This window comes from Parajatrophihabitans canadensis (genome assembly GCF_053764775.1).
Map to the genome: position 1 here is coordinate 2,761,803 of NZ_CM132445.1, position 26,834 is coordinate 2,788,636.

At 62.2% G+C, this 26,834-nt stretch carries 24 protein-coding genes and 1 pseudogene; 14 read left to right on the forward strand and 11 right to left on the reverse strand.

The features are described 5' to 3' along the window. Positions 1 to 77 precede the first annotated feature (77 nt). The 8 genes from ACSMXN_RS13415 (at position 78) to ACSMXN_RS13450 (ending at position 7,438) form a co-directional block, all read left to right on the forward strand. Complete coding sequence (locus ACSMXN_RS13415) at positions 78 to 761, forward strand: NUDIX hydrolase (RefSeq protein ID WP_081648934.1); 684 nt, start codon at positions 78 to 80, stop codon at positions 759 to 761. Between the two features lie 87 nt (positions 762 to 848). Then, a complete protein-coding gene (locus ACSMXN_RS13420; protein WP_196811147.1) occupies positions 849 to 2,381 on the forward strand; it encodes an HlyD family efflux transporter periplasmic adaptor subunit in 1,533 nt (510 codons plus the stop codon). Then, the gene (locus ACSMXN_RS13425) at positions 2,378 to 3,136 is read left to right on the forward strand and encodes an ABC transporter ATP-binding protein (protein WP_022911973.1); all 759 of its coding nucleotides are present in this window, start codon (positions 2,378 to 2,380) and stop codon (positions 3,134 to 3,136) included. Before ACSMXN_RS13420 ends, ACSMXN_RS13425 begins: the two co-directional genes overlap by 4 nt. A 50-nt stretch (positions 3,137 to 3,186) precedes the next feature. Continuing rightward, entirely contained in the window at positions 3,187 to 4,488 is a 1,302-nt protein-coding gene (locus ACSMXN_RS13430) for an ABC transporter permease (RefSeq protein WP_051148778.1), read from the forward strand. A gap of 6 nt (positions 4,489 to 4,494) precedes the next feature. Continuing rightward, positions 4,495 to 5,220, forward strand: coding sequence for a DUF5666 domain-containing protein (locus tag ACSMXN_RS13435; protein WP_022911975.1), 726 nt, complete (start codon positions 4,495 to 4,497; stop codon positions 5,218 to 5,220). Positions 5,221 to 5,299: 79 nt separating this feature from the next. Beyond that, positions 5,300 to 5,788 carry a hypothetical protein gene (locus ACSMXN_RS13440; protein ID WP_022911976.1) on the forward strand — a complete coding sequence of 163 codons (489 nt, stop codon included), beginning with the start codon at positions 5,300 to 5,302 and terminating at the stop codon, positions 5,786 to 5,788. Positions 5,789 to 5,875: 87 nt separating this feature from the next. Next, on the forward strand, positions 5,876 to 6,694 hold the full coding sequence (gene yaaA / locus ACSMXN_RS13445; protein WP_022911977.1) for a peroxide stress protein YaaA: 819 nt from the start codon (positions 5,876 to 5,878) through the stop codon (positions 6,692 to 6,694). A gap of 96 nt (positions 6,695 to 6,790) precedes the next feature. Then, complete coding sequence (locus ACSMXN_RS13450) at positions 6,791 to 7,438, forward strand: VOC family protein (RefSeq protein WP_022911978.1); 648 nt, start codon at positions 6,791 to 6,793, stop codon at positions 7,436 to 7,438. Here ACSMXN_RS13450 and ACSMXN_RS13455 read toward each other — a convergent pair. Further along, positions 7,425 to 8,330: a DMT family transporter gene (locus tag ACSMXN_RS13455; RefSeq protein WP_022911979.1), complete on the reverse strand. Its 906-nt coding sequence runs from the start codon at positions 8,328 to 8,330 to the stop codon at positions 7,425 to 7,427. The genes ACSMXN_RS13450 and ACSMXN_RS13455 overlap by 14 nt on opposite strands. Positions 8,331 to 8,553: 223 nt before the next feature. Between ACSMXN_RS13455 and ACSMXN_RS13460 the strand changes: the two genes are divergently transcribed. Both ACSMXN_RS13460 and ACSMXN_RS13465 read left to right on the forward strand, forming a co-directional pair. Then, a complete protein-coding gene (locus tag ACSMXN_RS13460) occupies positions 8,554 to 10,452 on the forward strand; it encodes a glycoside hydrolase family 15 protein (protein WP_022911980.1) in 1,899 nt (632 codons plus the stop codon). A 91-nt stretch (positions 10,453 to 10,543) separates the two neighbouring features. Further along, positions 10,544 to 11,275, forward strand: a pseudogene (locus tag ACSMXN_RS13465) (phosphatase PAP2 family protein); the annotation flags it as partial. 33 nt (positions 11,276 to 11,308) lie between these two features. Here ACSMXN_RS13465 and ACSMXN_RS13470 read toward each other — a convergent pair. Then, the gene (locus ACSMXN_RS13470) at positions 11,309 to 12,358 is read right to left on the reverse strand and encodes an alcohol dehydrogenase catalytic domain-containing protein (protein ID WP_081648936.1); all 1,050 of its coding nucleotides are present in this window, start codon (positions 12,356 to 12,358) and stop codon (positions 11,309 to 11,311) included. Positions 12,359 to 12,500: 142 nt separating this feature from the next. Between ACSMXN_RS13470 and ACSMXN_RS13475 the strand changes: the two genes are divergently transcribed. Continuing rightward, positions 12,501 to 13,046, forward strand: a complete 546-nt coding sequence (locus tag ACSMXN_RS13475; RefSeq protein WP_022911983.1) for a cysteine hydrolase family protein — start codon at positions 12,501 to 12,503, stop codon at positions 13,044 to 13,046. Between the two features lie 50 nt (positions 13,047 to 13,096). Further along, the gene (locus ACSMXN_RS13480) at positions 13,097 to 13,813 is read left to right on the forward strand and encodes a YoaK family protein (protein WP_022911984.1); all 717 of its coding nucleotides are present in this window, start codon (positions 13,097 to 13,099) and stop codon (positions 13,811 to 13,813) included. Positions 13,814 to 13,835: 22 nt separating this feature from the next. On the opposite strand, the gene ACSMXN_RS13485 is transcribed toward ACSMXN_RS13480, so the two are convergent. The 5 genes from ACSMXN_RS13485 to ACSMXN_RS13505 all read right to left on the reverse strand — a co-directional run bounded on the left by ACSMXN_RS13485 (position 13,836) and on the right by ACSMXN_RS13505 (position 20,372). Continuing rightward, complete coding sequence (locus tag ACSMXN_RS13485) at positions 13,836 to 14,114, reverse strand: GlsB/YeaQ/YmgE family stress response membrane protein (RefSeq protein ID WP_027139098.1); 279 nt, start codon at positions 14,112 to 14,114, stop codon at positions 13,836 to 13,838. A 133-nt stretch (positions 14,115 to 14,247) separates the two neighbouring features. Then, positions 14,248 to 15,729 (reverse strand): DUF4157 domain-containing protein, encoded by a 1,482-nt coding sequence (locus tag ACSMXN_RS13490; protein WP_196811148.1) that lies wholly within the window; start codon positions 15,727 to 15,729, stop codon positions 14,248 to 14,250. Positions 15,730 to 16,057: 328 nt separating this feature from the next. Next, the gene (locus ACSMXN_RS13495) at positions 16,058 to 18,991 is read right to left on the reverse strand and encodes a vitamin B12-dependent ribonucleotide reductase (RefSeq protein ID WP_022911987.1); all 2,934 of its coding nucleotides are present in this window, start codon (positions 18,989 to 18,991) and stop codon (positions 16,058 to 16,060) included. An 85-nt stretch (positions 18,992 to 19,076) separates the two neighbouring features. Then, positions 19,077 to 19,568 (reverse strand): transcriptional regulator NrdR, encoded by a 492-nt coding sequence (nrdR, locus tag ACSMXN_RS13500; protein WP_027139099.1) that lies wholly within the window; start codon positions 19,566 to 19,568, stop codon positions 19,077 to 19,079. Positions 19,569 to 19,871: 303 nt separating this feature from the next. Further along, positions 19,872 to 20,372, reverse strand: coding sequence for a LysM peptidoglycan-binding domain-containing protein (locus ACSMXN_RS13505; RefSeq protein WP_081648980.1), 501 nt, complete (start codon positions 20,370 to 20,372; stop codon positions 19,872 to 19,874). A 312-nt stretch (positions 20,373 to 20,684) separates the two neighbouring features. Between ACSMXN_RS13505 and lexA the strand changes: the two genes are divergently transcribed. Next, the gene (lexA, locus tag ACSMXN_RS13510) at positions 20,685 to 21,470 is read left to right on the forward strand and encodes a transcriptional repressor LexA (protein WP_022911990.1); all 786 of its coding nucleotides are present in this window, start codon (positions 20,685 to 20,687) and stop codon (positions 21,468 to 21,470) included. 127 nt (positions 21,471 to 21,597) lie between these two features. Here lexA and tatA read toward each other — a convergent pair whose 3' ends face one another. From tatA to miaA, 4 genes are all read right to left on the reverse strand, one after another. Next, a complete protein-coding gene (gene tatA / locus ACSMXN_RS13515; protein WP_455407587.1) occupies positions 21,598 to 21,951 on the reverse strand; it encodes a Sec-independent protein translocase subunit TatA in 354 nt (117 codons plus the stop codon). Between the two features lie 180 nt (positions 21,952 to 22,131). Beyond that, positions 22,132 to 23,646 carry a GTPase HflX gene (gene hflX, locus ACSMXN_RS13520; RefSeq protein WP_022911992.1) on the reverse strand — a complete coding sequence of 505 codons (1,515 nt, stop codon included), beginning with the start codon at positions 23,644 to 23,646 and terminating at the stop codon, positions 22,132 to 22,134. Between the two features lie 57 nt (positions 23,647 to 23,703). Continuing rightward, complete coding sequence (gene dapF / locus ACSMXN_RS13525; protein ID WP_022911993.1) at positions 23,704 to 24,609, reverse strand: diaminopimelate epimerase; 906 nt, start codon at positions 24,607 to 24,609, stop codon at positions 23,704 to 23,706. Next, on the reverse strand, positions 24,606 to 25,550 hold the full coding sequence (gene miaA, locus ACSMXN_RS13530) for a tRNA (adenosine(37)-N6)-dimethylallyltransferase MiaA (RefSeq protein WP_022911994.1): 945 nt from the start codon (positions 25,548 to 25,550) through the stop codon (positions 24,606 to 24,608). Before miaA ends, dapF begins: the two co-directional genes overlap by 4 nt. A 56-nt stretch (positions 25,551 to 25,606) precedes the next feature. Between miaA and ACSMXN_RS13535 the strand changes: the two genes are divergently transcribed. Continuing rightward, on the forward strand, positions 25,607 to 26,791 hold the full coding sequence (locus ACSMXN_RS13535) for a DUF349 domain-containing protein (RefSeq protein ID WP_022911995.1): 1,185 nt from the start codon (positions 25,607 to 25,609) through the stop codon (positions 26,789 to 26,791). The last annotated feature ends 43 nt before the right edge of the window (positions 26,792 to 26,834 follow it).

The following is a 26,834-nucleotide window of genomic DNA, read 5'->3' on the forward strand; positions in this document are numbered from 1 at the left end:
GTCAATCTCATGAGCGCCCGGTTCGTGCCACGGCCTGGTTCCCGGAGTGGGTACGACAACTGACAAGGCGGGTGCGAATGGGTTCGGGCGATGGGTGGACCGTCTGCTTGTTCGGTCACCGGCATTGGGGCCTCTATGGTGCCGCGGGGCTGCTTATCGTCGACGGCGATCGGGTGGTCCTGCAACACCGAGCGCCGTGGACGCACGAGGGCGGTAGCTGGGGCATTCCGGGCGGTGCCCGGGACGCCGGCGAGACGCCCGTTCAGGCGGCCCTACGTGAGGCCAACGAAGAGGCCGGGCTCGATCCTGACGACATCGAACCTATCGGGCTGTACATCGCCGATCACGGCACGTGGAGCTACACGACCGTCGTAGCGAGGCCACGTCGACCGATCTACCCGATGGCAGTTAATGCCGAGAGCGTGTCGGTCGAATGGGTCCCGACGGCCGAGGTCGATACTCTTCTGCTGCACGGCGGCTTTGCCTCTGCTTGGCCGCAGCTCCAACAGGTACCCGATCCAGTACGGCTACTGCTGGGACCCGACACCGCCGACGACGAGGCAATGGCCTACCTCGATGAGCACGGCCTGGCCGCAAGCCAGCTTCCGCCTGGTCTCACCGCAGGCTCGCTGCACCGCCTCCTGGTTCAAGCCGAACGGGTCAACGACTCCGAACAAGCTAGTGCGCTGGCCGCTGACACCCCGGAAGGCTTACAGATCCTGGTGGTGCTCGACCCCGAAGTGCTCATATCACTGCGCTGATGTCTCTGGGTTTGAATCATTGGACTGACAGACTCAGCACAGGCTCGGCATAGGTTTCGCCCATGCAGTGGCTTCATGATGCGCCTCGTGAAGAAGCAGACCCTGATCATCAACGGCATTCTCGGCGGCGTGGTCGTCCTCGTCGCAGTCGGTGCCTACGTCGCCGTAGGGGACCCAAGCAAGGCTACGACGGCGGCAGCTCGGACGACTGCGGTTTCATCGGGCGATGTCACCGCAACGGTGTCCGCGAGCGGAAATCTGGCGAGCGGCGGTGATACAGACGTCACGGTAACCACGTGTTCCGGCAAGGTGACCAGCGTTTCAGTTCAGCTCGGAACCGACGTCACGGCGGGTCAGCCTCTTGTCACAATCGACAACACGGACGCTCTTGAGAGTCTGGCAACAGCGAAAACCGATCTCGCCGCGGCACAGACGCAGCTGTCTACAACGATTGCAAGCGCTCAGCAATCCCTCAATGCAGCGCAACAGTCTGCGGCCCTGGATGCCAGCCAGTCCGCAGCTTCGCTCAGCAGGGCGGCTGCTGCCGTTTCCGACGACGCAGCAAGCATCGTCTCGGCCAAACAGGCGCTGGCCACGGCGCAGGCCGCGCGGCCACTGAACACCCAAGCAGTGAGCCAAGCCCAGACAAAGTACGACAGCGCCCTCGCCCAACTGGCCCAGGACCAGAATGCCGTCAGCCAGGCCCAGTTCTCCCAGGCCTCCACTGAGCTCAAGGACGGTCAATCAACCACCCAGGCTCAGACGCAACTCTCTGAAGCCACCTCACCCACCAGCCAGCAGGCGTCGGCCGTAACCAACGCGCAGCAAGCCGTGACCGCTGCCTCGAATGGGGTAGCCAGTTGTACGGTCAAGGCCCCGACAGCGGGACGGGTGACAGCTCTGAACGCCGTGTTAGGCAGTACCGCTGGTTCGACTTCGGGCTCGACGTCCTCCGGTTCGGGATCATCGGGTTCGGGCAGTTCATCGATCGGCTCAAGCAGCAATTCGAACGGCACCAACAGTTCGGCGACGTCTTCGACGTCTTCGACTTCGTCGGCAAGCACGGGCTCGAGCATCGCGACGATCTCGAACGTGTCCTCGATGGTTCTCAGTGCCTCGATTGCCGAAGCCGACATAGCATCGGTCAAGGTCGGCCAGAGTGCGGCGCTCACCTTTCCAGCGGTGACCGATGCGACCCATCCAGATGGGATCACCCTCACCGGAAAGGTGACCGCGATCGCGCCCACCTCAACGGTTACGTCGAGCGTTGTCACCTACCCAACGACAATTACCCTCGCCAACCCACCCAGCACGATCCGACTGGGCCAGACCGCGACTGTCGTGATAACCACGGCCAGTAAGGCGAATGTGCTGCGGGTTCCGACGACCGCCATCACCACTACCGGCGGTATTAGCACAGTCCGATCGGTGAAGAACGGACAGACCTCCACAGTTGTCGTACAGACCGGGGTCAGCGGAGGCGGATTCACCGAGATCGTGGCGGGACTCAGCGCCGGTGATCAACTCGCCCTGACCTCGACGAGCACGACAGGTACGACGGGCACTACAGGGAACTTCGGCGGACGCAGTGGAATCGGTGGAACGGTTGGCGGCCGGTGATCCGGCCGGTAGTGCAACTCGACCGTGTCAGCAAGGTCTATGGCAGCGGTGAGGCCGAAGTACGAGCGCTGGCAGGGGTGAGCCTGCGCGTAGATCGTGGCGACTACGTGGCGATCATGGGTGCATCGGGTTCTGGCAAGTCCACCATGATGAACCTGATCGGCTGCTTGGACGCTCCCACAGGAGGCCGATACGCGCTGGACGGTATCGATGTCGCTCGACTGGCAGAGTCGCAGCTCGCCAAGATCCGAAATCGCAAGATCGGGTTCGTCTTTCAGAGCTTCAACCTGATTCCGCGTACCCGAGCGATCGAGAACGTGTCACTTCCCCTCGCTTACGCCAAGGTCCGAGCGAGCGACCGACGGCTACGCGCGCTGCGGGCGCTGGAACTCGTTGGCTTGACCGACCGTATGGACCATCGGCCGAATGAGCTCTCCGGGGGTCAGCAGCAACGCGTCGCGATCGCGCGCGCGATCGTCACCGAGCCGATCCTGTTGCTTGCAGATGAACCGACAGGTGCGCTGGACAGTCATTCCACCCTCGAGATCATGCGCCTGTTCGACGACTTGAACGCTCGCGGCCGGACGATCGTGATCATTACCCACGAGGCCGAAGTTGCCGCGCACGCAAAGCGGATCGTCGAAATGCGGGACGGCGACATCATCTCCGACATGCGGGTGTCAGCACTGGCCGGTGCCCCACCGCGCGCACGCGCCGAACATCAGACAGTCGCAGTACCGGGGGTAGCGCCGTGATCCTGGGCGAGGCGCTGGTGTTCGCACTTCGAGGTGTGAGCGCAAACAAGATGCGCTCCGCGCTCACGACCCTCGGCATCCTGATCGGGGTTTCGGCTGTCATCATCCTGCTCTCGGTGGGAACCGGGTCATCGGCAGCCGTCAAGAAATCGATCAGTCAGTTGGGCACAAACACCTTGACTGTGTCGCGATCGGCGAATGGCAACGGCCGCGCGGGGGCGGTTGGCGCGGGAGGATTCGCTGGCGCACGCGGCGGTGGCGGACTCGCCGGCGCCGGCCTCGGTGGGGGCTTCGGTGGCGGTGGATTCGCCGGAGCGCGCGGCGGCGGTGCGGCAGGCTCCTCGAATACCGGAAGCAGGATTCGCAACACCTACCTGACCCTCGATGATGCGCTCGCGCTCACCGATCCCAATCAGGTCCCCGATGTGATTGCCGTAGCACCGGTGTTGACGGCAACCAGTGTGACTGCCACATACGAAGGCGTCACGCAGTCGGTCAGCCAGTTCATCGGCACGGCAGGAACATACTTCGGCATCAACAACTACTCCCTCGTCGCCGGCGGCTATTTCACCGACGCCCAGTACACCTCCCATGCCGATGTCGCCGTTCTCGGTTACACGATGGCTGAAAACCTCTTCGGTAACGTCACTTCAGCCGTTGGCAAAACGGTTCAATTCAACGACAAGGACTTCGTCGTCGTCGGTGTTCTGAAGGCCAAAGGAGCATCAGCCAACAGCAACAGCGACGCTGTGGTCATCGCACCTCTCACGTCAGTAGCCAACAACCTAACCGGCCCGGTCAACACGCTCGAATCAATTTCGGTGCAGGCAGGGTCTCAGAAGGCACTCGACGCAGCGCAAGCCGAGATCGAAACCGTGCTGGACTCGCGCCACAAGGTCACCGCGACTACCCGGGACTACACGGTGCAGAATCAAGCCGCGATCCTCGAGACGGCAACGAGTTCGTCAAAGACGCTCACGGTTCTGCTCGGGGCGGTCGCGGCGATCAGCCTGTTGGTCGGCGGTATCGGCGTCATGAACATCATGCTCGTGACCGTCACCGAACGTACCCGCGAAATCGGCATCCGGAAGGCGATCGGTGCCGGACGCCTCAATATCGTCACGCAGTTCCTCGCCGAAGCTGTCGTGCTCTCAGTGCTTGGCGGCTTGGTCGGTGTCGCGATCGGCCTGATCGGAAGCAGATTCACGATTGTCGGCATACAACCAGTTGTTGAAACCTGGACGGTTCTGCTGGCGTTTGGCGTCGCTGTGCTCACCGGCCTGTTCTTCGGAATTTATCCCGCCAACCGCGCCTCACGTCTTCGTCCCATCGATGCTCTTCGCTACGAGTAGGAAACCATGAGTTCATTCTTCGACGACGAGCCCAATCAGGTCCCGGTGCATCGTTCCCTAGTGGAGTCGGGTGCGCGCCCACATTCGCAACGCAACGATGTTGCCAACGCATTGGTAAATGGGCCTACACCGGAAGCGACAACTGAACCGGAGCAGACTTCGGTAGCACCGGACATTGACTGGGACGACGCCAATTCCGACGCCGACTTCATCCCGAAACCACCTTTCAGGCTCGGGACATTGAGCATTGCACTAGTCGGCTTGATCATCGTCGGAGTTGGTTTTCTGGGCGGGGTGTTGGTACAGAAACATCACGACAAGGGAAGTTCGGCAACAGCAGGTCGGGGCGGCGCGGGGGCGACCTTCGGCGGCACACGCGCCGCAGCCGGGGGTGCTGGCGCCGGAGGTTTCGGCGGTCAGCGCGGCGGCGCTGAGGGCGCGACGGGAGGTTTCGGCGGGAGCGGAGGCTTCGGAACGACGGGCACCGGCTCTGGTGGCCAGCCTGGCGCAGGCACGGCAATACCTGCCGTAATCGGAACCGTGTCAAGCCTGACGGGCCGCAACATGATCGTCCAGAACCTCGGCGGCAAGAAAGTGCCCGTACTGCTCGCCGCAAGTACGGTCGTCACGGCGAAGTACGGATCGATCTTGAAGGTCGGCGCAAGTGTCGCGGTGAGCGGAAGTGCTGCAGCGAACGGCCTGATCTCGGCAACGTCGGTCGCCGTGCAGTAGCGACATTTCAAACTGTGGCTGGCAGCCACCGCTATCCCCTACCGCAGCGCCTAAAACCCACCATCGAAAGGCTTGATCGATGACAAAACTGCAATTGCGCAACAAGATTGCGGTCCCGGCCGTTCTTCTGACCTCTTTGCTCGGCAGCGGGGTTCTCGCAGCCTGCAGCTCGTCCAGCTCGAAGTCGCCAGCCGCCGCCAGCTCAGCGGCGAGTACGAGCCGAGGCGCGGGCCAAGGCCGCGGCGGGGCTGGGTTTTTCGCGAACGCACAAGTGCAGGCGTGTCTGAAGGCGGCGGGCATCTCGATACCGAGCGCGGGCGCGCGCCCATCGGGTAGCTTCAACAGACCCTCTGGACGCCCGACGGGTACTTTCTCGCGACCGCCCGGCGGTTTCCGCAGTGGCGCCCGGCCATCTGGAGTTCGCCCATCGGGTGGCGGATTCGGTGCGTTCGGTGGCGCGGAGGGCACCAAGATTCAGGCCGCGCTGAAGGCGTGCGGAATCGCGTTGCCAAGCCGACCGGCAGGCGGCGCTACACCGTCCGCAACACCCAGTGGGTCAAACGCCTGAAGTCGGCTGCCGCCACGAAAGACGCTGTGTACGTTACTGCTGCCTGCTGCGAGCACCGCAACCTGAACGCAGGCTAACGTTCACCGGGTGCGAATCCTGCTGCCACCGAGCGAGGCGAAAACGCCCGGAGGGACCGGCAAGTCCCTACAGGCTCGTAAGGCCACAGGTAGCTTGGACGCCGCTCGAGCTCCCGTCTTCCACGCTCTGGCAGCGCTGCTTCGCGCGGCTGATCCGGCTGCCGCGGCGCGGGCGCTCATCCTGCCCGAATCCATCGCCGGCGAGGCGATGCAGGTCAACGCCCGCGTCCGGATCAGCGGTACGCGTCCCGCCCTGGATCGTTATTCCGGAGTCGTTTACGACGGCCTGGCCGCCCACCAGCTGAGCCGCGGCGCGCGGACCACGGCTGCGAAGGCGGTGCTCGTATTCTCGGGTCTACTTGGAGCGGTCCGGGGCGCTGACCCTGTCCCGAACTACCGCGTCCCGGCAAAGGCGACGCTGCCAGGTGTCGGAGTGGCCGGTACCTACTGGAGGCCGAAGCTGTCTGCCTTGCTGCCGCCCCTGCTGGGCGACGGCCTGATCGTGGACCTCCGCTCGTCGGACTATCTGTCCATGTGGCAGCCGTCGCGACAGGATCCGCTGTACGAGCGAATCCTGAGTGTCCGGATTCTCTCGCCGAAGCCAAGTGGTGCGCTTGCCGTGATCTCCTACCCGTCCAAATACCACAAGGGAAGGCTCGCGGCCGCGTTGCTCGAGCACGTAGCTGCGGGCAATCCGATCCGGACGGCGAGTGACGTTGCCGACGTCTGGCTGTCCGTCGGCGGCAAGGACGCCCGGCTTGGGTCAGCCACCAAATCCGGGCTTTCGGCGACGCTCGAGCTGATAACCCTCACGTCAAAGATCGTCTGATTACGCCGCCTTATATCACCCACCCGGGGACTTTTGGCGGCCGGGTGATGTGACCCCGGCTGCTTCTTACTTTTGGCTCTGGGTCACTATCGAACCATGCGACTGGACCATCTTTCTTACGCGGCTGGTGAAGAGGGCCTTGCCTCATGTGTGCAACGTCTAGGTGCACAGCTTGGCGCCGGATTCACCGACGGCGGGCTACACCCACGCTTTGGCACCCGCAACTTCGTGCTTCCACTCAGAGGGGGCGTGTACCTCGAAATCGTTGAGGCGCTCGACCATCCCGCGGCGGAGATGGCACCCTTTGGCCGCCTGGTGAAGGCTCGCAGTGAAAACGGCGGTGGTTGGTTGAACTGGGTAGTCGGCGTCTCTGACCTACCAGCTATCGAGAAGCAGCTCGGTCGGCTGTCGGTACCCGGGCATCGCGTTCGACCGGACGGCTACGACTTGCGTTGGCGACAAATCGGTATCAACGAGACCGCAAATGACGCACAGTTACCGTGGTTCATTCACTGGGAATCCGATCGATCCGAGCATCCCGCCGCCGCCGGTGGCGTCGTCAATTTGGAACGTCTTGACATCGCCGGCGAGCGCGAGACCGTCTCCTCGTTCTTAGGCGAGCAAGCGTCCCACGCCTTGGCTAGCCTGAAGGTGAAATGGCTGCCCGTTTCGGAAAATGACGGCGAGACCGGCATTGTCTCGGCACACTTCACCACTCCGCATGGCGTCGTCACGATCGACTGACGGAGCCTGCAGGCATCAGCGTGCTCTCCTGACCACTGCTGGTCGGCGCCTTTCGGGCGCCGAGGATCGACCCGACCAAGATCAACGGGAAGCCGACGAGCATCCCGCTCGTGACGTCCTCATTCAGCACAATGACGCCCAGCAGCAGGGCCACAGCAGGATTGACATAGGTGATCACCGTCGATCGCGTTGGGCCGATGGTCGCGATCAGCTCAAAGAACAGGACGAAGGCGAGCGCGGTGCAGACCAGCGCAAGCACGATCACACTGAGCACGACCGACGGCCGGCCTAGATTCGGTGGCGTCAGAATGACGAACGGCAGCGTGGCGCCAGCGCTGACTGTCAGCGCGCAAGCTATCACGCCGAGGCCTGGCAGGTCAGAGAGTCGACGCGCAAGCACGATTGGCCCAACCGCGTAACAAACGGAGACGATCGCCATCTCGGCAACAGCCGACATATCAAGGTCACCGAAATCCAAGCCGACGAGCGCCGCAACGCCCGCCAGCCCCGTCAACAGGCCGATCAACTGCAGGCGATTTACGCGGTCGCCACTCGGACTCAACCAGGCGATAACGGCACCAATCAGTGGCACCGCGGCGACCAGCAATCCCGCCAACGAAGAGTTGAGGTGGCGCTCGGCATCGGACAGAAGCAGCCACGGCCCGATGATCTCGATCGCGGCGAACACGATCAGCCATCTCCATCGCACAAGCACGGGACGTACCTCGGCACGCCAAAGCGCGAGGGGCAGCAACACCAGCGCGGCTATGCCGGTGCGAAGGAACACCAACGAGCCGGGCGAGATGTGTTCCACGGCGATCCTGATGAACAGGTACGGCAGGCCCCAGATTACGCACATCGCCGCGAACAACGCCCAGCCTCGCTGAGACACCCGAACACGTTCCCTTCGTCGCTTCTCGTAAGCCGTGCGGGTAACGCTCGGCCGACGCGCCGCATCGGCGAGCCGAGCGATAACGCTACGAGTACGTAACCTTCGCGGCTAGCCGTTTTCAGCCAACCTTCGCCGAGTCGCTGCCGAAATCGTTGCCGGACTGCAACCACGAGATACCCCCGCCTTGGCGGCGTACCACCGGGATGGAGCATCCTTTTGCAGTATGGACGACGAAATCTCTCCGTGGCCGGGAAACGATGGACCAACTACGGTCATTCGATCCGTGCCGATCGCCGACTATGGGTTCCTGTCCGACGGCGAGACAACCGCCCTGGTCTCGCCCGGCGGTTCCGTGGACTGGATGTGTCTACCGAGACTCGACTCACCGAGCGTGTTCGGTGCGGTTCTGGGTCGGCACGCGGGGACGTTCAGGGTGGCGCCGACCGACGTTTCGGTACCTGCCGCGCGACGGTACCTACCCGGGACGATGATCCTCGAAACGAGTTGGGGAACAGCGACGGGCTGGATCATCGTCCGCGACGTGTTGCTTATCGGGCCCTGGCGACACGAGGAGGAGTTCTCGCATACTCATCGCCGCACGCCGACGGACTACGACTCCGAACACATCCTGCTCAGGACGATTCGCTGTGTGTCGGGCGAGGTCCAGACCATCGTCGAGTGCGAACCGGCCCTCGATTACGGCCAGAAATTCGTGCGCTGGTCTTATACCGACCACGTCTATCACCAGGCAGTGGCCACCGCCAAAGGTAGCGATCTAAGACTCACGTTGACGACCGATATGCGGCTCGGCCTGGAAGGCGGACAGGCTGCGGCTCGGACCCTGCTGAGGCAGGGGGACGTGCGCTACGTTGCGCTGTCCTGGGGTAGCAAGGAGCCCCCGATGGACATGGCCGACGCGTACTCAAGACTGGTTTGGACTGCCCACCACTGGCAACATTGGCTTGCGCGCGGCAAGTTCCCAGACCATCCGTGGCGCAGTTATCTGCAGCGCAGCGCGCTCACGCTGAAGGGACTGACCTACGCACCAACCGGTGCGATCGCCGCGGCGGCCACTACCTCGTTGCCGGAAACCATGGGCGGTGGGCGCAACTACGACTATCGATACACCTGGATTCGCGATGCCACTTTCGCCTTGTGGGGTATGTATTCCCTCGGCTTCGATTGGGAAGCTGTCGACTTCTTCTCATTCATTGCCGATCTCGCTGAGGCCGACGACGATCTCCAGATTATGTACGGCATCGGAGGCGAACGCGATCTGACTGAGTCAACGCTGGATCACCTACCGGGGTACGCGAACTCCCGACCAGTGCGGATCGGCAACGCAGCGAGTACCCAAAAGCAGCACGATGTCTGGGGCGCATTGCTGGACTCTGTCTACCTGCATTCAAAGGCGGCTGATCATCTCGATGGTCGGATCTGGCCGATCCTCGGCAAGCAGGTCAACGCAGCTCTCAAACACTGGCGCGAACCAGACGCCGGCATCTGGGAGGTGCGCGGGGAACTCAAGCATTTCACCTCGTCGAAGATCATGTGCTGGGTCGCGGTCGACCGTGGCGCCAGGCTCGCGTCGATGATCGGTCAGGAGGCCGAGTCAGCCCAGTGGCAACTTGCGGCTGACGAGATCAAAGAAGACATCCTCACCAACGGCGTGGACGAACGCGGTGTGCTGACCCAGTATTACGGCAGCACGGCTTTGGACGCATCTCTGTTGCTCGCCCCGCTGGTGCGGTTTTTGCCAGCAGATGACCCGCGGATCCGGGCCACGGTGCTTGCCATTGCCGACGAGTTGACCGTCGACGGTTTGGTTATGCGCTACAAGGTGGCGGAAACGGACGACGGCTTTACCGGTGAGGAAGGCAGTTTCACAATCTGCTCGTTCTGGCTGGTGTCGGCGTTGAGTGAGATCGGCGAGGACGTGCGCGCGCACGAGCTCTGCGCGAAACTGCTCTCGCTCGCCGGCCCGCTGGAGCTGTACGCCGAGGAGATCGATCCGCACACCGGCCGGCACTTGGGTAACTTTCCACAGGCCTTTACTCATCTGGCGTTGATCAATGCCGTGATTCACGTCATTGCGGCCGAGGACGCGCAATCTTCACCGTGATCGATCGTCGGACCAGGCATCAGACGTCGGGGCGATGGGGCTACCCGCCTGCAGACAACGAGCTCGGTGCGGCGAAGGAATCGATTTCCGCATGGTGAACCTGCAATTGAACTGGCAACAGGGCAGTGCGCTTGCTGCTGCGCTCGTTGCCGTACGGGTAGCTGTTTCACGATCGAGTCGCACCCGACGCGCCGCACCTTACCTGCAAGAATCAGCTATCGTCGCTGCGCTTTACGCGTTGTGGCAACTGGCCGCGTCGGTCTCCGTCTTCGGGACCGCGGGTGCGTTTTCGCGAGGTCGCTGGATCGAACACTTTCAGCGGACCCTGAGACTGCCCAGTGAACGGTCGCTTCAAGGGCTCCTCGACGGACACCCCTGGTTCGCACAGTTTTGCAATCTCTATTACGCGTCGATGCATTTCGGCGTACTCGGCGTGTTTCTCTTGTGGCTGTTCGTGCGACACAGGGACCATTACGGCTACGTGCGCAATGTCCTCGTGCTGCTCACCGCGTCCTGCTTATTGATCCAGCTGATCCCGGTGGCTCCCCCGAGGCTGCTGCCCGACCTGGGATTCGTGGATGTGGCTGCGCAATATGGGCAATCCGTTTACAACCTGTCGGGCATCACGGTCGACGAGCTCGGGGCGATGCCTTCGGTCCACGTCGGCTGGGCACTCTTGGTCGCTTGGGCGGTGATCAGATTTGGAACGAGTCGCTATCGCTGGTGGATCGTCGCCCATCCGGTAGTCACCGTCTTTGTCGTCGCTGCCACAGGAAACCATTTCTGGCTCGACGGAATCGTGGCCGCAGTTCTGCTCGCCCTATCCATCTGGATCGTTCAACTCGTCTCACGACGTTCACCGCGAAGGCACGATAACGGTGACTCCCGAGCTCAGGTTGTCGGCGATGGCCAGCAATGCGTTCGGCACCTCGCCGAGGCTGATTTCGGCGACGACGAAGCTGGCGGGATCGAAGTCTCCACGGGCGATCTCGACAAGCAGCTCAGGGTAGCTACGAGCGGCCATGCCGTGGCTGCCGAGCCACCTCAGCTCCCGCGAGATCAAGGCACCCATATCGACAGCTACCTTCCCGGCGAGTAGTCCGATCTGAACGAGGCGCCCTCGCGGGCGAAGACTGTCGAGCGCGGATTGAACGGCGTCGGCAGCGCCGATTGCCTCGATTGCTACGACCGCTCCACCGTCAGAGATCATCCTTACTTGCGTGGCAACATCAGGACTACCCGTTCCACGTCCCGACCCAGCTTGCACCAGGTGAGCGGCGCCGTGCGTCGACGCGAGCGACAATGCCGCCGGGTTCACATCAACTGCAATGACTCGTGCCCCGGCTGAGGCGGCAAGCGTAATCGCCGCAAGGCCAACCCCGCCACAGCCGAACACGGCCACCCACTCCCCCGCTTGGACCTGCCCGACCTGACGCACTCCTCGATACGCGGTCGCAAACCGGCAGCCGAGACCGGCGGCCGCGACGAAGCTCACTGAATCAGGAAGGCGCACGAGGTTCACGTCTGCCCAAGGAACCGCAACGAATTCCGCGAACGATCCCCAATAAGTGAAGCCTGGCTGCTGCTGGCGGAGGCAGGTCTGCTGATTGCCCGAGCTGCATTCGGCGCACGACCCGCACGCGCACACGAATGGGGCGGTGACCCTGTCTCCCACGGCGAAGCGAACGACATCGGGGCCGGCTTCGATCACGGTGCCGGCGAATTCATGTCCGGGAACGTGCGGCAGCACGATATCGCGATCGTGCCCCTGCCAGCCGTGCCAGTCGCTGCGGCACAGCCCGGTCGCTTCGACCCGGATGATCACGCCGTCTGCGGTTACCGTCGGCGGCTCGACCTCGAGGACTCGCGGAGCGGTCGCGAACCGCTCGACCAGCACTGCCTTCACCTTCGCGGCCAGACTTCATAGGACAGCATCGGTCTCATACTTGCACCGTATCCGGCAAGGGGCTCACCTCTTCCGGACACCCCGACAACTGCTCGTGCCCGAACCCGACAATCCGATACCGTCTTGCCATGGAGCGTTCACCGTGACGACCGCATTGCTGTTGATCGATCTTCAGCTCGATTACTTCCCAGCAGGGGCGTCTCCGCTTGTTGAACCCGAGGCTGCAGTCGAGGTGGCAGCACGGGTGCTCGAACGGCAACGAGCTTCAGCTCTGCCGATCGTCCATATACAGCACATCTGGGATGAGCCTGATGCGACATTCATGCGGCCAGGTACCCCGGGCGTCGAGATCCATTCGCTGGTGCGCCCGCGCGCCGGCGAGCCGCTGGTGACCAAGACGTTCCCCAATGCCTTCAGACAGACCGATCTACAGATGCGGCTCATTTCGCTCGGTGTCGATTCCCTGGTCGTCGTGGGGATGATGAGCAGTATGTGCGTTGATGCGACGGTTCGAGCTGCGGCTGACCTCGGCTACGACGTCACCGTGGTCCACGACGGTTGCGCTGCGCCCGACCTACAGTTCGACGGAGTTGCCATCCCCGGGGCCCAAGTACATGCTGCCTTCATGGCGGCACTGGCCGACAGCTACGCGAAAGTCGTGGCCAGCGATCAGTTCCTGGCCGGCTGAGCCATGACCGGGTTTTTCGGCAACCTCGGACCAGTGACGACAGGTGAGCCGTGGCTGTCGCGTCGCCGATAGCCCGCCGCTGGACTGTCGCGGCGTTGCTCGCGCTTACCGGAGTGACTGGGCTAATCGACGCGGTGAGCTATCTGCGCCTCGGGCGAGTCTTTGTAGCGAACATGACCGGAAACGTGGTGTTCATCGGTTTCAGCCTGTACCCGGACTCGGGCCTTTCTGCCCTTGCCTCCGCCGTGGCGATCGCCGGTTTCGTCATAGGAGCGCTCGGTGGGGGCGCGGTAGGGGCGCGGTTCGATAGCCGGCCACGCCGCTGGCTCGCTGGAGCCTTCTTCGGGCAGGCGCTGATCGTGGCGGTAACGGGCGTGCTTACCGGTGTTGGCGCCTTGTCACTCGACCCCAGAGCGAATCTCGTCCCGATCTGCTTGCTAGCAGTCGCGATGGGATTACAGAACAGCACCGTGCGCCGGCTGGGTGTGCCAGACCTGACCACGACGGTTTTGACGCTGACGCTCACTGGATTGAGTGCTGACAGCGGACTGGTCGGGGGTCCCGGCTCAAAGCCGCACAGAAGGCTGGGCTCGATCGCTGCCATGCTTGCCGGGGCGGCGATCGGCGCGGCATTGCTCCACACATCGCCGAGTCTGGTGATCGTGTTGGCTGCCGCTGTGATCGCCGCCGTCAGCATTACCTTCTGGCTCGCGCCCTCTGAACCGCCGCGTAAAGGCGAGCGTTCAGGCCCTGATGAAGCGCCGTGAACGGTCGCTGCGGTTGCGTCTGTCAGGTACGGACTGCGCTGCGATCACCGAATTTGAGCCAGAGCAAGAGCACAATCACGGCGCCGATGATGGAGCCGACAATCCCGGACGGTTGAAAGAAGCCGTCGTGACCGTCTTTGTGAAAGATCAGATATCCGAGGAATCCACCGACGAATGACCCCACTATTCCGATCACGATCGTGGCTGGAATGGAGAGGTCTTGCTTGCCGGGCACCAAAAGACGGGCGACGGCTCCTGCTATCAGGCCGATCACGATGAGACTGACGATAAGACCAAGCATGTTGGGATCCTTTACGAACAAACTCTGCATCGGACCGGTGTGCCTTCACCGCGGACGCGAGTCTGTTCACGTTACCCTGAACGGTGCGCGCAGGTTCGCATCGCTCAACGTGGCGCCCGTAGCGGCGCACGATTCAGCCCTTCCAAAGGCCTCGAGCATCGATAGCGCGGTACAAGCTGGAGTACGCGCTCCCGCTGAGCAGCACGCGGTCTGAAGACATGCGTTGCTTGTGATTCTTTATTCCTGAATTGTTGAGCGCGCCTTTCTTGCCGACATGCAGATGAAGTTCGGCCTCTGCCATTGGACGCTTCTTTTCAAGTCTGCCGAAGCGGTACACCAAACCTGAGTTCGACGTGATCTTCGCCTTGCGATATTCGTTCGGAAGGGGATTGATACGGCCAGCAACAATCTGAGCGCAGAGTTCGTCCAACTCGCCCAGTAACGTGCCAGAGTCTGCTAGCGCGTCCCACACCTTGGACACCTTCGTGGCCTGGGCCACTGTCGTGCCTACGGCTGTACAACCCAGCCCCCCGTTCCCGTAGATGAACGCCTCCAAGGCCACCTCATCGACAATCAGCGTGCTCAGGACTTGCTGGGCCGTACTGCCGGACTCCATCAGCGCAGCAGCGAGAAAGAACTGTGCACACAGCTGAGGAGCCTTGAAGCTGACGTCCTTCAGAGTTTGCCGCAACAACCGATCTACCGCCTCGTCATAGTTTGCGAGCGGTCCCCCTGCCGCCGCTTCGACCTCGCGGCGTAGTTCTGCCTTCTCCGCAAGCGCTGCGGCTTCGGCTTCGTCCTTTGCCTTGGCGGACTTCTCTATCGCTGACCGGTCGGCATCCGCGGACGCTGCAGCCTCGAGCACTTCAATGCGGCTGGCAATAAGCGGCCCAAGATCGTCGTCGTCCCACTCCAGTCGCGCGGCCCACCGCCGAAGCTGCTCTACCGTCGTGGCCGGGCTTTCCACTCGCTCCTTGTTGACCAGGCCGTCCGTGTCGTCATTTAGTTCCCATACTCGGGCGATCGTGCCTGAGCCAAGGGACCCGCTGCGCTGCTGGACTGTGTGAGCCAATTCGTGGGCCAGGAGCGCCTGGCCATCGGGACGGCTGGTGTCAGGCATCCCGGCGGTAAAGAATATGTCGTCAGCGACGGTGAATGCCTTCGCACTAATGCTCCTGCCCGCGGCTGAGGGTCCGGCGCCGGTGTGTACGCGCACCGCTGACAAGTCCGTTGCCATCGCTGTCTCGAACTGAGTACGGACGTCTGCGGGTAGCGGGCGACCTGATGCCCGCGAATCAGACACCAATTTTTCGACCTGCGCCGGAGCCCGGCCACCCGGGTCGCCTGAGCCGCTTCGTTGCGCGGTAGCTGGGACCGAACGGTATTCGTGCGCGTCAGCAACGTCGGAGCCGCCGACTGTGGTCGCTTGGCCGCCCTCGTTACTCACTTCTGGTTCGCGCAATTTGGCGACGACATCACGCGCGACCCGATCCGCCGCAAGTTCGGCCGGGTCATCGGAGGCACCAACCTGCAATGTGCGCCGAAGTCCAGAGCTGGCAGGCCGACGACTCGATCCTTCTACTTCTTGGAGTCCCTGTGGTTCCTGTGGGGTCAAACTATGCGATGCAACAGGATGCTTCGCAGCCGGTCCTTTGACCATCCTGGACTCATACATCGGGGCTCCCATCGGCCAACCGATCTCACTCTGTGTAACGGCACTCTATTCAATTGTTACGGAGTGTGTCCATACGGTCGAACCCTTATCGACCTGTGCGTCGTAGCATCTCCACGATTGGTAAGCGCGGCACAAGCGGTCAGCGGATCGCCCGACATCAGGCGAAGGGCAACGTGACCCTCCTGACATGGGCGTCCTGACCGTTCCTGAAGGGTCAGGAACGGTCAGGAACGCGACTACAAGTCCGCCGTTGGGCGTCAGCCCACCACTAGCTGCATCCGCTCGTGGAACCGCAGCCTTCACATACGAAGCAGGAACCAGCTCGTTGCATCTTCGTTCCGCAACTCATGCACAAGGGGGCATCAGCCGAGGAGCCGAGTAGCGACTCAAGCAACTCCGTGGAGCTATGGGCAGTCTGGAGAGGGGCTTTCGCGACCGATGCCGGTAGGACTTCGGCAGGCGAGGTGACCGCCGCCGATTGAGCCAGCGTCTCCAGCTCATCTTCGGTGACCTCTTCGACTCGGGTATAGCTTCCCGTTTCGAGTTCTCGAGCGCGCTCTTCAGCCGTGTGAATGCCCATCGCCGAACGGGTTTCGAACGGCAGATAGTCCAGCGCCAGCCGCCGGAAGATGTAGTCGACGATCGACTGTGCCATCCGGATGTCCGGGTCATCGGTCATGCCGGCCGGCTCGAAACGCATGTTGGTGAACTTCGAGACGTAGGTCTCGAGCGGGACACCATGTTGAAGCGCGACCGAAATGGCAATCGAGAACGCGTCCATTACGCCAGCCAGAGTGGAACCCTGCTTGCCCAACTTGAGGAAGACCTCGCCGAGGCCGCCGTCGTCTGGGTAGGAGCCTGCAGTCAGGTAACCCTCTGCACCGCCGACTGTAAATGAAACCGTCTGAGATGGCCGGGACTTTGGCAGTCGCCGACGGATAGGGCGGTATTCGATCGCCGGTGCGGTTCCGGATGAGTCTGGTTGCTCTGTCTTCTTGGCCTCTTTGCCAGCCGAGAGCGGTTGGCCAACCTTGCAGTTGTCGCGATACACGGCCAGCGCCTTGATACCGAGCTTCCAACCCTGGAAGTACACGTCGGCGATGTCTTCAACCGTCGCTGTCTCGGGCAGGTTGACGGTCTTGGAAATAGCACCAGAGATGAATGGCTGAGTGGCCGCCATCATCCGAACGTGACCCATCGCCTTGATCGCGCGGGCACCCATCGCGCAGTCGAACACTTCGTAGTGTTCGCTCTTGAGACCGGGCGCGTCCTGGACATGCCCATGCTCGCCGATGTATTCGACGATCGCCTCCACCTGCTCCTGCTGGTAGCCAAGAACCTTCAGTGCCCTCGGCACGGTTTGGTTCACGATCTGCATGGACCCGCCACCGACAAGTTTCTTGAACTTGACCAGGGCGAGATCCGGCTCGATGCCAGTCGTGTCGCAGTCCATCATCAGACCGATGGTGCCGGTGGGCGCGAGGACGGACGCTTGTGCGTTCCGCCAGCCGTTCGCGGCGCCGATCTTGAGCCCTTTAGCCCACTCGGCGGTCGCGGCAGCCAGCACCGACTTGTCGGCCGAGTGGACTGACCGGACCTGGTCATTTGCCGCGGCGTGCTTCCGCATCACCCGCGTATGTCCTTCTGCGTTACGGGCAAAACCATCGTAGGGTCCGACAATGCCGGCTAGTTCTGCCGACCGACGGTACGCCGTGCCAGTCATCAATGATGTTATTGCGGCAGCGAGCGTTCGGCCGCCCTCGGAGTCGTAGCCGCGACCGGTTGCCATGAGCAGCGCGCCAAGGTTGGCGTAGCCAATACCGAGCTGGCGATAAGCGCGGGTGTTGACACCGATCGCCTCGGTCGGAAAGTCGGCGAAGCAGATCGAGATGTCCATCGCCGTGATGATCAGCTCGACTGCCTTGACGAAGTTCTCCGAATCGAAGGTGTCGTCATCGCGCAGGAATTTCATCAGGTTGAGCGATGCGAGGTTGCACGACGTGTTGTCGAGGCTCATGTATTCCGAACACGGATTGGATGCCGTGATGCGGCCGGACTCTGGGTTCGTATGCCAATCGTTGATGGTGTCGTCGTACTGAATACCCGGGTCTGCACACTCCCAAGCGGCCTTCGCGATCTTGCCGAACAGATCCTTGGCGTCAACGGTGTCAATGATCTCGCCGGTCGATCGCGCTCGAAGTCCGAACTCGGAGCCTTCCTCGACGGCGTGCATGAACGCGTCGGAAACACGCACCGAATTGTTCGCATTCTGATACTGGACCGAGGTTATGTCGGATCCACCGAGGTCCATATCGAAGCCCGCGTCACGAAGCACGCGAATCTTGTCTTCTTCACGAGCCTTCGTTTCGACGAACTCCACGATGTCGGGGTGATCGACGTCAAGCACGACCATCTTGGCTGCGCGACGGGTCGCACCCCCGGACTTGATGGTGCCTGCTGACGCATCGGCGCCCCGCATGAAGCTCACCGGACCAGACGCGGTGCCACCGGAATGGAGTAGCTCCTTTGAGGACCGGATCCGCGAAAGGTTCAATCCGGCACCTGAGCCGCCCTTGAAGATCAAACCCTCCTCTCGGTACCAGTTGAGAATCGAGTCCATCGTGTCATCGACAGCAAGGATGAAACAGGCCGAGACCTGCTGAGGCGAAGTTGTTCCGACGTTGAACCAAACCGGGGAGTTGAAGCTGAATACTTGATGCATGAGCATCCAGGTGAGCTCGTGATCGAAGATCTCCGCATCGGTCGCTGAGGCGAAATAACCGTACTGTTCGCCGGCGGCGCGATAGGTTGAGACGACGCGGTTGATCAGCTGGCGCAGGGAAAACTCTCGCTGCGACGTACCGACGGCTCCTCGGAAGTACTTTGTCGTCACGATATTGGCAGCGTTGACGGACCAGAACGTCGGGAATTCAACACCTCGTTGTTCGAAGTTGATCGATCCGTCTCGCCAGTTCGTCATTACGACGTCGCGACGTTCCCAATCAACCTCGTCATACGGGTGCGTGCCATCGGTTGTATAGATCCGCTCGACGACCAGCCCGTTCGCCGAATACACGGGAGCAGCCTTCGCAGCAGCCTTGTGTCGGCCCGCGTCAGTCTCGCTCGAATGCTTCGTTCCGGCTGGCGTTTTGCCGGCGCCAGATGTCTTGCCGGTTGATCCGCCCTCGACAACCTCGGTCATATCCCGCAGTTCCCTTCTCGTTCGATCTGCTGTTCGGCTCGTGTCAGGCGAAGGTTCGCCAAATGTCTCGCTGGTGGTGCGATGTCTAGGTGCTTGGGCCCTCAGGCTCGGAAGCGTGGCTCTGAACGACCCGCCGTTCGCTGCGGAGGTCGCCGATGGCCTTTTCGAAGTCATCTATCGAACTGAAGGCTTTGTAGACACTCGCGAAGCGCAGGTAGGCGACCTCATCAAGATCCCGTAGCGGACCCAGTATCGCCAAGCCGACTTCGGGCGCCGCGACCTCCGCACACCCGGTTGCGCGAATCGTGTCTTCAACCGTCTGAGCCAACTGCGCCAACGCATCCTCATCGACTGGGCGCCCCTGGCATGCTCGACGCACGCCGTTGACGACCTTCGTTCGGCTGAACGGCTCGGTGACCCCGCTCCGCTTGATGACCGCCAGGGTCGCTTCTTCGATGGTGGTGAACCGACGCGAACATTCCGGGCAGCTTCTGCGTCGCCGAATAACCTGACCCTCGTCTTGTTCGCGCGAGTCGATTACCCGGGAGTCCGGATGCCGACAATAAGGACACCTCACGGAGCTGACACCACCCTTCGTATGGCTCAGTGCGCTCACCGCTGCGAAACCGAGTTATCAACACCCAACTGTCCATAACCTGGGGACGATCAGTGGATGACCGACCTCAAGCTGTTGACAGCTTGTGGATAAGAAAACCCAACTTGTGGACGAACAACACGCATGTAACTACTACATGTAGGGGTGAACGCTAGAGCGTCACAGATACTTCCGCAAGCCGCGACACTCCGAAAACGCAATCTGACACCGACAAATTTGCCCCGATGTCAGATTGATGTAGCTCGTACGCGATGCAGCCTGCTGCTACGCGACCCTCAACATCTGACCGGGCGTCAGGTCCACACTCGCAAGATGGTTACGCGACACGAGTTGATCGACGACGACACGAGGATCGCGATCTGGGCTGATCTCGCGCGCTATGGACCAGAGAGTGTCGCCCGCTTGAACCGTCACGGTTGCAGAGTGAATGTCGCCGCGCGGCGTCGCAGCACTGCCGATGGATAGATGAGCAACAATTAGCAGGCTGGCGCCGACGGCCGCGACAGCGAGCGCGAGAGCGATAGTGCCCAAACGCGTCAGCCGTAGCGGGCTAGAAGCCACGGACGTTTGGGCTGAACGGTGAGTCGTCGGGTTGAGCACAGTCGACACCCGGACTGCCTCGCGCTTGGTCAAGGGTGCGCTCTCGGGTCGTGAGCTAGGCACCAGGCTCAGGTGGCCACGACTACCTGGAAGGCGAGGCGCGGTAGCAGTGCGAGCGCGCTCCGGGATTGTCACGACGGGCGGAAATTCAGTCGCTACCGACATGTCGTCCTCTTTTCTCATCACTTCACTCGAACATGCGTTCGATCGAACGTCTGTACGAATGTCTACTACAAGGGTCCGACAGAATCCACGTCTTCGACACGCCAATCGAACAAATGTTTGAATCGTTACGCTGTTCGGGCTAACCTCACCAGCAGCGTGAAGGCAGAGACAGCATGGCAACGGGGCCGCAGGGCCCACAGCAGGGCCCACAGCATGGCCCACAGCATGGCGCGACAGCCGGGCGCGACAGCCCCGCACCGTAGGAGTCGCTGGTCACGAGCAGCACCGGAGAAGCAACAGACAAGAGGAGACATGGTGGCAAAGACGCCCAGTCGAGGTAACGGCACCGAAGACAGCAGCGCAGGTAAGGCTCCCCGGGCGCTGGGGCGGCCGAAGAACAGTGACATCGCCGAGCTCTCGGACAGCGCGAGTGATTCCGGCGATGGCCTGACAACGCGTCAACGTGTCATCCTGAATATCATCCGCGAAGCGGTCGAGCGCCGCGGCTATCCGCCGAGCATGCGCGAGATTTGCGATGAGGCCGGCTTAGCGTCGACCTCGAGCGTGAGCCACCAACTGTCGGTTCTCGAGCAGAAAGGCTTCATCCGGCGAGACCCGAATAGGCCGAGGGCCCTCGAGGTTCGCGCACCAGAAGATAACGTGAGAGCCAGCGTGACCCGGCTTCACCCTGCACACGACGACGCGTTGAACGCAGGCTCGCCAGCTCCAGTTCTCGTCCCAGTCGTGGGTCGCATCGCGGCCGGCGGACCGATCCTGGCAGAACAGGTCGTCGAAGACGTGTTCCCGCTGCCGCGGACGGTCGTCGGCGACGGAACCCTCTACATGCTCAAGGTCCAGGGTGATTCGATGGTCGATGCCGCGATCACTGACGGCGACTGGGTAGTGGTGCGCCAACAACCCGATGCCGACAACGGCGAGATAGTAGCGGCATTGATCGACGGAGAGGCGACCGTCAAGACCTTCCGGCGCCGAGACGGCCATGCGTGGCTGTTGCCCCAGAATCCGGCGTATTCGCCTATTCCAGCTGACGAGGCAACGATTTTGGGCCGTGTGGTGGCCGTCCTTCGGAAGCTCTGACGCAAGACGTAAACATTTTGATTCGGGGTGCCTCACGACTGCGCGAGGCACCCCGAATCAATGACCCATGAACATCGCAACCGTATCGGGGCGCGGCTAAGCGGAGAGACCTACGAAGTACAGGGTACTAAGACGCCTTCGTGTTGGTCTGCGGGTTCACTTCCGCCACGGGCTCTGCAGCTACAACAGGCGTCACAACGGGCGGAATGACGACCGGTGGTTGAGCGGCCGCCGGAGGTTGAGGGGCGGCCTCGGGTGCCGCTGGCACGACCGGCGCAGCCGCTTGGCTGGCTGCGGGCGTAGCAGCAGAATCGCGCGCCGCGTCGTCGTCGGTGAGGCCCTTCATCTCGGTCTTGAAGATCCGCAGCGAGCGTCCGACGGATCGAGACATATCAGGCAACTTCTTGTACCCGAACAGCACAAGTGCTGCGATGGCAATGATCGCCCAGGTCGTTGGACGTTCCATACCTGCGCCAAACATCTGATCTCCTCGAATGGGAAGCGTGTACAGGTGAAGCGTACGCCGCAGAGGTTAATTCGTGACTGTCAGGACAAGCACAAAGTCGTCGCATTGACCCATATATCGGACAGCCACCCAAGCGTTACCTGACGGTGGCCGGGGATTCACGCAGAGCCGACGAAATGGTCGGCCGCCCGAAACTCAGACCGCTGCGAAACCGTCTAGAGCTGCGGCCAGATCGGAACGAACTCGCGCGCTGATCAGGGTGCCATCACCGGTGTGATCCTCCGACAACACTTCCCCATCGGAATGAATCCTGGCAACCAGATCGCCGCGGGTATACGGAATCAGCGCGGTGACGGCGCGCTCCGGCCTCGGGAGTCTCGCGTCTATCAGTTCAGCGAGGGCCGTCACGCCGGAACCAGTCCGTGCCGAGACGAACAGAGCATCGGGCACGAGGCTGCGAAGCCGCATCTGGGTCTCAATATCGGCAGCGTCCACTTTGTTGAAGACGATCTGCTCTGGAACCCCGAGGGCGTCTATATCCGCGAGGACCGCGCGTACCGCCCGGATCTGTGCTTCGGGATCTTCGTCAGCGGCGTCAACGACGTGCACGATCAGGTCCGCCTCGGCGACCTCTTCGAGCGTGGAACGGAACGCCTCGACCAACTGGTGCGGCAGATGGCGAACGAACCCGACGGTGTCAGTCAGGGTAAAGACCCTTCCGTCACTGGTCTGGGCCCGCCGAACTGTGGGGTCGAGCGTTGCGAAGAGCGCGTTCTCGACGAGTACACCTGCACCCGTCAAACAGTTCAACAGCGATGACTTTCCAGCGTTGGTATAGCCAGCAAGTACGACCGAGGGGATTTCGTGAGAACCTCGGCGCGATCGCTTCACATCCCGAGAAGTCTTCATGCCCTTGATCTCGCGTCGGAGCTTCGCCATTCGAGCAGTAATCCGCCGACGGTCAATCTCCAGTTTCGTTTCACCGGGGCCACGACCACCGATACCGACGCCACCCGCCGCCCGGCCACCGACCTGTCTCGACAACGACTCGCCCCAGCCGCGTAGCCGTGGCACAAGATATTGCAATTGGGCCAATTCGACTTGCGCCTTGCCCTCGCGAGATCGAGCGTGCTGAGCGAATATGTCCAAGATCAGCGCCGTCCGGTCCACAACCTTGACCTTGACGACCTGCTCTAGTTGACCCAGCTGGCCAGGCGTCAACTCACCGTCGCAGATCACCGTGTCAGCACCCGTCGCTTGAACGATATCGCGAAGTTCCTTCGCCTTACCCGAGCCGATGTAGGTGGCCGCATCCGGCTTGTCGCGTCGCTGAACGATCGCGTCCAGCACCTCAGATCCAGCCGTCTCGGCGAGCCTCGCGAGCTCCCGCAAGGAGTTCTCGGCCTCGATGAGAGTGCCGGTTGTCCACACGCCGACCAGAACGACGCGCTCAAGCCGTAATTGCCGATATTCGACTTCGGTGACATCGGTAAGCTCCGTCGACAAGCCTGCCACCCGACGCAGCGCCGCGCGCTCGGACAGGTCGTACTCGCCCAAGGTGAAATCGTCCTCGACGACCTCATCTGCATGGCCCGTGGCGGAGTTGTGGCCCGTGGCGGAGTTTCGAAGGCTGCCGGGACCTGTCTCAGCCCCACGAAGGGCGGCATCGTCTACGACTGGTAGGTGCTCAAATCTGTCTTCAGCGCTCATATATGTCCATGGTGACAGCTCCAGACAGGTGATTGCGACACAATTTCGCTGTAAGCATCAGCGGTGCGCGCTCAGCCACTGCTCTTCGACCTCGATGTCTGCAACCAGAACAGCGGGCCCGGACAGCACAATCTCGCCGGCCACGGTCCAGGACACACGGCATCGGCCACCCGGCGTATCGACAAACCACTCGCCTTCACCCGCGGTCTCGCCCGCGATGGCGACCACGGCCGCGCAGATTCCAGTCCCGCAGGAACGAGTCTCGCCGACACCTCGTTCATGCACCCTCATCGCCAGCTGGCGTCGTCCAGTACGGACCACGAACTCCACGTTCTGGCCCTCAGGTAGTGCCGGCTGGACTAGTGGTGGTCGGAACAGCTGCAGGTCCGCGAGGGTCTGCTGATCGGGTAGTTCAACCACCACGTGCGGGTTGGGCATATCTATCGCCACACTCGGATACTGCCCGCGCAGGCCGTCCGCCTCGACCCGGGGTCGCTCGACACGAAACTTGGCGAACCCGATCGCGACGCTGATGTCAGAGTCACCGTCCGGCCTGCCGACTTCAGTCCCCTCCGCCGCTGCGTCATCCACGCGGGCCGCGAAATGGACAGTCTTGACGCCGCCTCGCGTGGCAATCTCGGTATCGCCACTGATCAGCCCTGCCAACTGCAGATAGCGGGCAAACACCCGAACGCCGTTGCCGCACATTTCCGCAATCGAGCCGTCGGCATTGTGGTAGTCCATGAAGAACTCAGCCTTCTCGGCCTGTGCTCGCACATCGGGCTCCGTTGCGTTCGCGGTCCGCACCACCCGCAGCACACCGTCGCCTCCGATACCCGCCCGTCGGTCGCAGAGTGCCCGCACCAGGGCTGGCGACAGCGAGACGACCGCGTCCAGATCGGGCAGGATGACGAAGTCATTCTCGGTCCCATGACCCTTGATGGCGTGCAGCGTGGAACTCACCCACCCAGCGTAGGCGGTATCAGCGCCATCGCGTCGTCGATCAGGCTAGAGGAGGCCGCGTCCAGCCATTGCGCTCGCGGATCCCGTCGAAACCACGATCTCTGCCTCCGAACGAATCTCAAAGTGCCCCTGGTCGTGGCTTGGGCTGCGTCATCAAGATTGCCGACCAGGTTGCCGTCAGCATCGAGGATGTCCAAGATTTGCTGATAGCCGAGTGCCTTCGCAGCGGTAGGGCTGTTGGCCAGTCCCGAAGGCAACAGGCCGCGAACTTCATCGAGCAGTCCTTCAGAGATCATGCGCTCGACCCGCAGACGTACCCGGTCATCAAGGTCTGTGCGGTCGAGACCGATCTGGACGGTGTCATAAATCGACTCGAACGCGGGCATCGTCGCCGTGAACGGTCGGCCGGTTATTTCGATGACCTCGAGCGCGCGAACGATGCGGCGGCCGTTGGAGGGCAGAATCCCATCCGCGGCTGCTGGATCGAGCGACCGCAAGCGCGCATGTAGCGAGGCCGCCCCATGTTCTGTCAGCTCAGCGACGAGCCGCGCGCGCACAACGGGAGATTCACCCGGAAAATCCAACCGATCGAGGGTCCCGCGCACATAGAGGCCCGACCCGCCGACAATCACCGGAAGCTTCCCCTTGGCATGTATCTCGGCGATCTTGCCCCGGGCGAGCGTTTGATACTGCGCCACCGCCGCAGACTTGGTCACCGGCCAGACGTCAAGCAGGTGATGGTTGATCCCGCCGCGATCGTGCAGTGGCAATTTCGCCGTGCCAATATCCATTCCCCGGTAAAGCTGCATCGAGTCCGCATTGATGATCTCAGCGTTCAAACGCTGGGCCAACGCAACTGCCAGGTCGGACTTACCGGTGGCAGTAGGACCCACGATCGCAACAACGGGACGCGGCGGGAGGTCATGCGTTGTGACGGTCACGTTGCAACAGGCTAACCGGATGAGACGCGCGACTCTCGGTCGTGTCTAATGCTTTCATGAGTTCGGAGTGGGGACGAATAGACGAAGTCGGGACCGTGTTCGTAAAGACAGCCGACGGCGAGCGTGAAATTGGCTCCTGGCAGGCAGGTGACGCCGAAGCTGGACTTGCGTTCTATACCCGCCGGTATTCGGATTTGAAGACCGAGGTCGAGTTGTTGACCAAGCGTCTCGAGTCGGGCGCCGGAGACGCCAAAGCCACGAAATCGCAGGCCATGATGCTCCACGCGTCGTTGCCGTCGGTTGCCGCTATTGGAGACCTCGCATCTCTGGACGCAAGCCTCGTCGCTCTGGTGACAGCCGCGGACGCCAAGATCGGCGAACAGGCCGAGGCACGAGATGCCGCGCGGGCGGCCGCCATCGCGCAGAAAGAGGCGCTGGTGGCCGAAGCCGAGTCCCTGGCAGCGTCGTCAACCCAGTGGAAAGTTGCCGGCGATCGGCTACGCACGATTGTCGACGAGTGGAAACTCATCAAGGGCATCGACCGCAAGACCGATGACGGGCTTTGGAAGCGGTTCGCCGCGGCGCGCGACGCGTTCGGCAAACGGCGGGGAAGTCACTTCGCGCAGCTTGACACCGAGCGCGAAGAAGCAAAGGCCGTCAAGGAGGATCTGGTCCGTCAGGCAGAAGAGCTCGCGACATCGGAGGACTGGCGTGAGACTTCGGCGGCGCTGAAGGAACTCATGAACAAATGGAAGGTCGCTCCCCGTGCCAACCGAGGCACCGAGGACGCCCTGTGGAAGCGGTTCCGAGCCGCGCAGGACAGTTTCTTCGAGCGTCGTTCCGGTGTATTTGCTGAGCGCGACGCCGAGCAATCCCAGAATCTCAAAGAGAAAGAAGCGATCATCGCCGAGGCTGCCGCCCTCGACGTGTCGAACCCGCGCCAGGCCCAGGTCGCCCTACGCGATCTACAGGAACGCCTCGAAGCGATTGGGCATGTACCACGCGACGCGATGCGACGTACCGAAGATCGCATGCGGGCAGCCGAACAGCGCGTGCGCGAGGCGTTGGACGCGGACTGGAAACGTAGCTCCGTTGAATCGAATCCGTTCCTCGCCCAGCTCAGAGAACGGCTGTCGGAGGCCGAGGCCAAGCTGGCTCGTGCCATCGCCTCGGGTGACGCCGCGCGAATTGCCAAGGCAGAGGCAGATGTCGCGCAGCGTCGGTCGCTACTTCCCGAATAAAGCTCGCTCGCTACTTCCCGAATACGTCAGAACGCCGCGCTAC

Bases quoted from the DNA above. Each gene is read 5' to 3' on its own strand.
- ACSMXN_RS13440 (WP_022911976.1), top strand. From the start codon at position 5,300: ATGACAAAACTGCAATTGCGCAACAAGATTGCGGTCCCGGCCGTTCTT.
- ACSMXN_RS13460 (WP_022911980.1), top strand. From the start codon at position 8,554: ATGGACGACGAAATCTCTCCGTGGCCGGGAAACGATGGACCAACTACG.
- ACSMXN_RS13415 (WP_081648934.1), top strand. From the start codon at position 78: ATGGGTTCGGGCGATGGGTGGACCGTCTGCTTGTTCGGTCACCGGCAT.
- tatA (WP_455407587.1), bottom strand. From the start codon at position 21,951: ATGTTTGGCGCAGGTATGGAACGTCCAACGACCTGGGCGATCATTGCC.
- hflX (WP_022911992.1), bottom strand. From the start codon at position 23,646: ATGAGCGCTGAAGACAGATTTGAGCACCTACCAGTCGTAGACGATGCC.
- ACSMXN_RS13450 (WP_022911978.1), top strand. From the start codon at position 6,791: ATGCGACTGGACCATCTTTCTTACGCGGCTGGTGAAGAGGGCCTTGCC.
- ACSMXN_RS13505 (WP_081648980.1), bottom strand. From the start codon at position 20,372: ATGTCGGTAGCGACTGAATTTCCGCCCGTCGTGACAATCCCGGAGCGC.
- ACSMXN_RS13485 (WP_027139098.1), bottom strand. From the start codon at position 14,114: ATGCTTGGTCTTATCGTCAGTCTCATCGTGATCGGCCTGATAGCAGGA.
- ACSMXN_RS13495 (WP_022911987.1), bottom strand. From the start codon at position 18,991: ATGACCGAGGTTGTCGAGGGCGGATCAACCGGCAAGACATCTGGCGCC.
- ACSMXN_RS13430 (WP_051148778.1), top strand. From the start codon at position 3,187: ATGCGCTCCGCGCTCACGACCCTCGGCATCCTGATCGGGGTTTCGGCT.
- ACSMXN_RS13535 (WP_022911995.1), top strand. From the start codon at position 25,607: ATGAGTTCGGAGTGGGGACGAATAGACGAAGTCGGGACCGTGTTCGTA.
- lexA (WP_022911990.1), top strand. From the start codon at position 20,685: ATGGTGGCAAAGACGCCCAGTCGAGGTAACGGCACCGAAGACAGCAGC.
- ACSMXN_RS13435 (WP_022911975.1), top strand. From the start codon at position 4,495: ATGAGTTCATTCTTCGACGACGAGCCCAATCAGGTCCCGGTGCATCGT.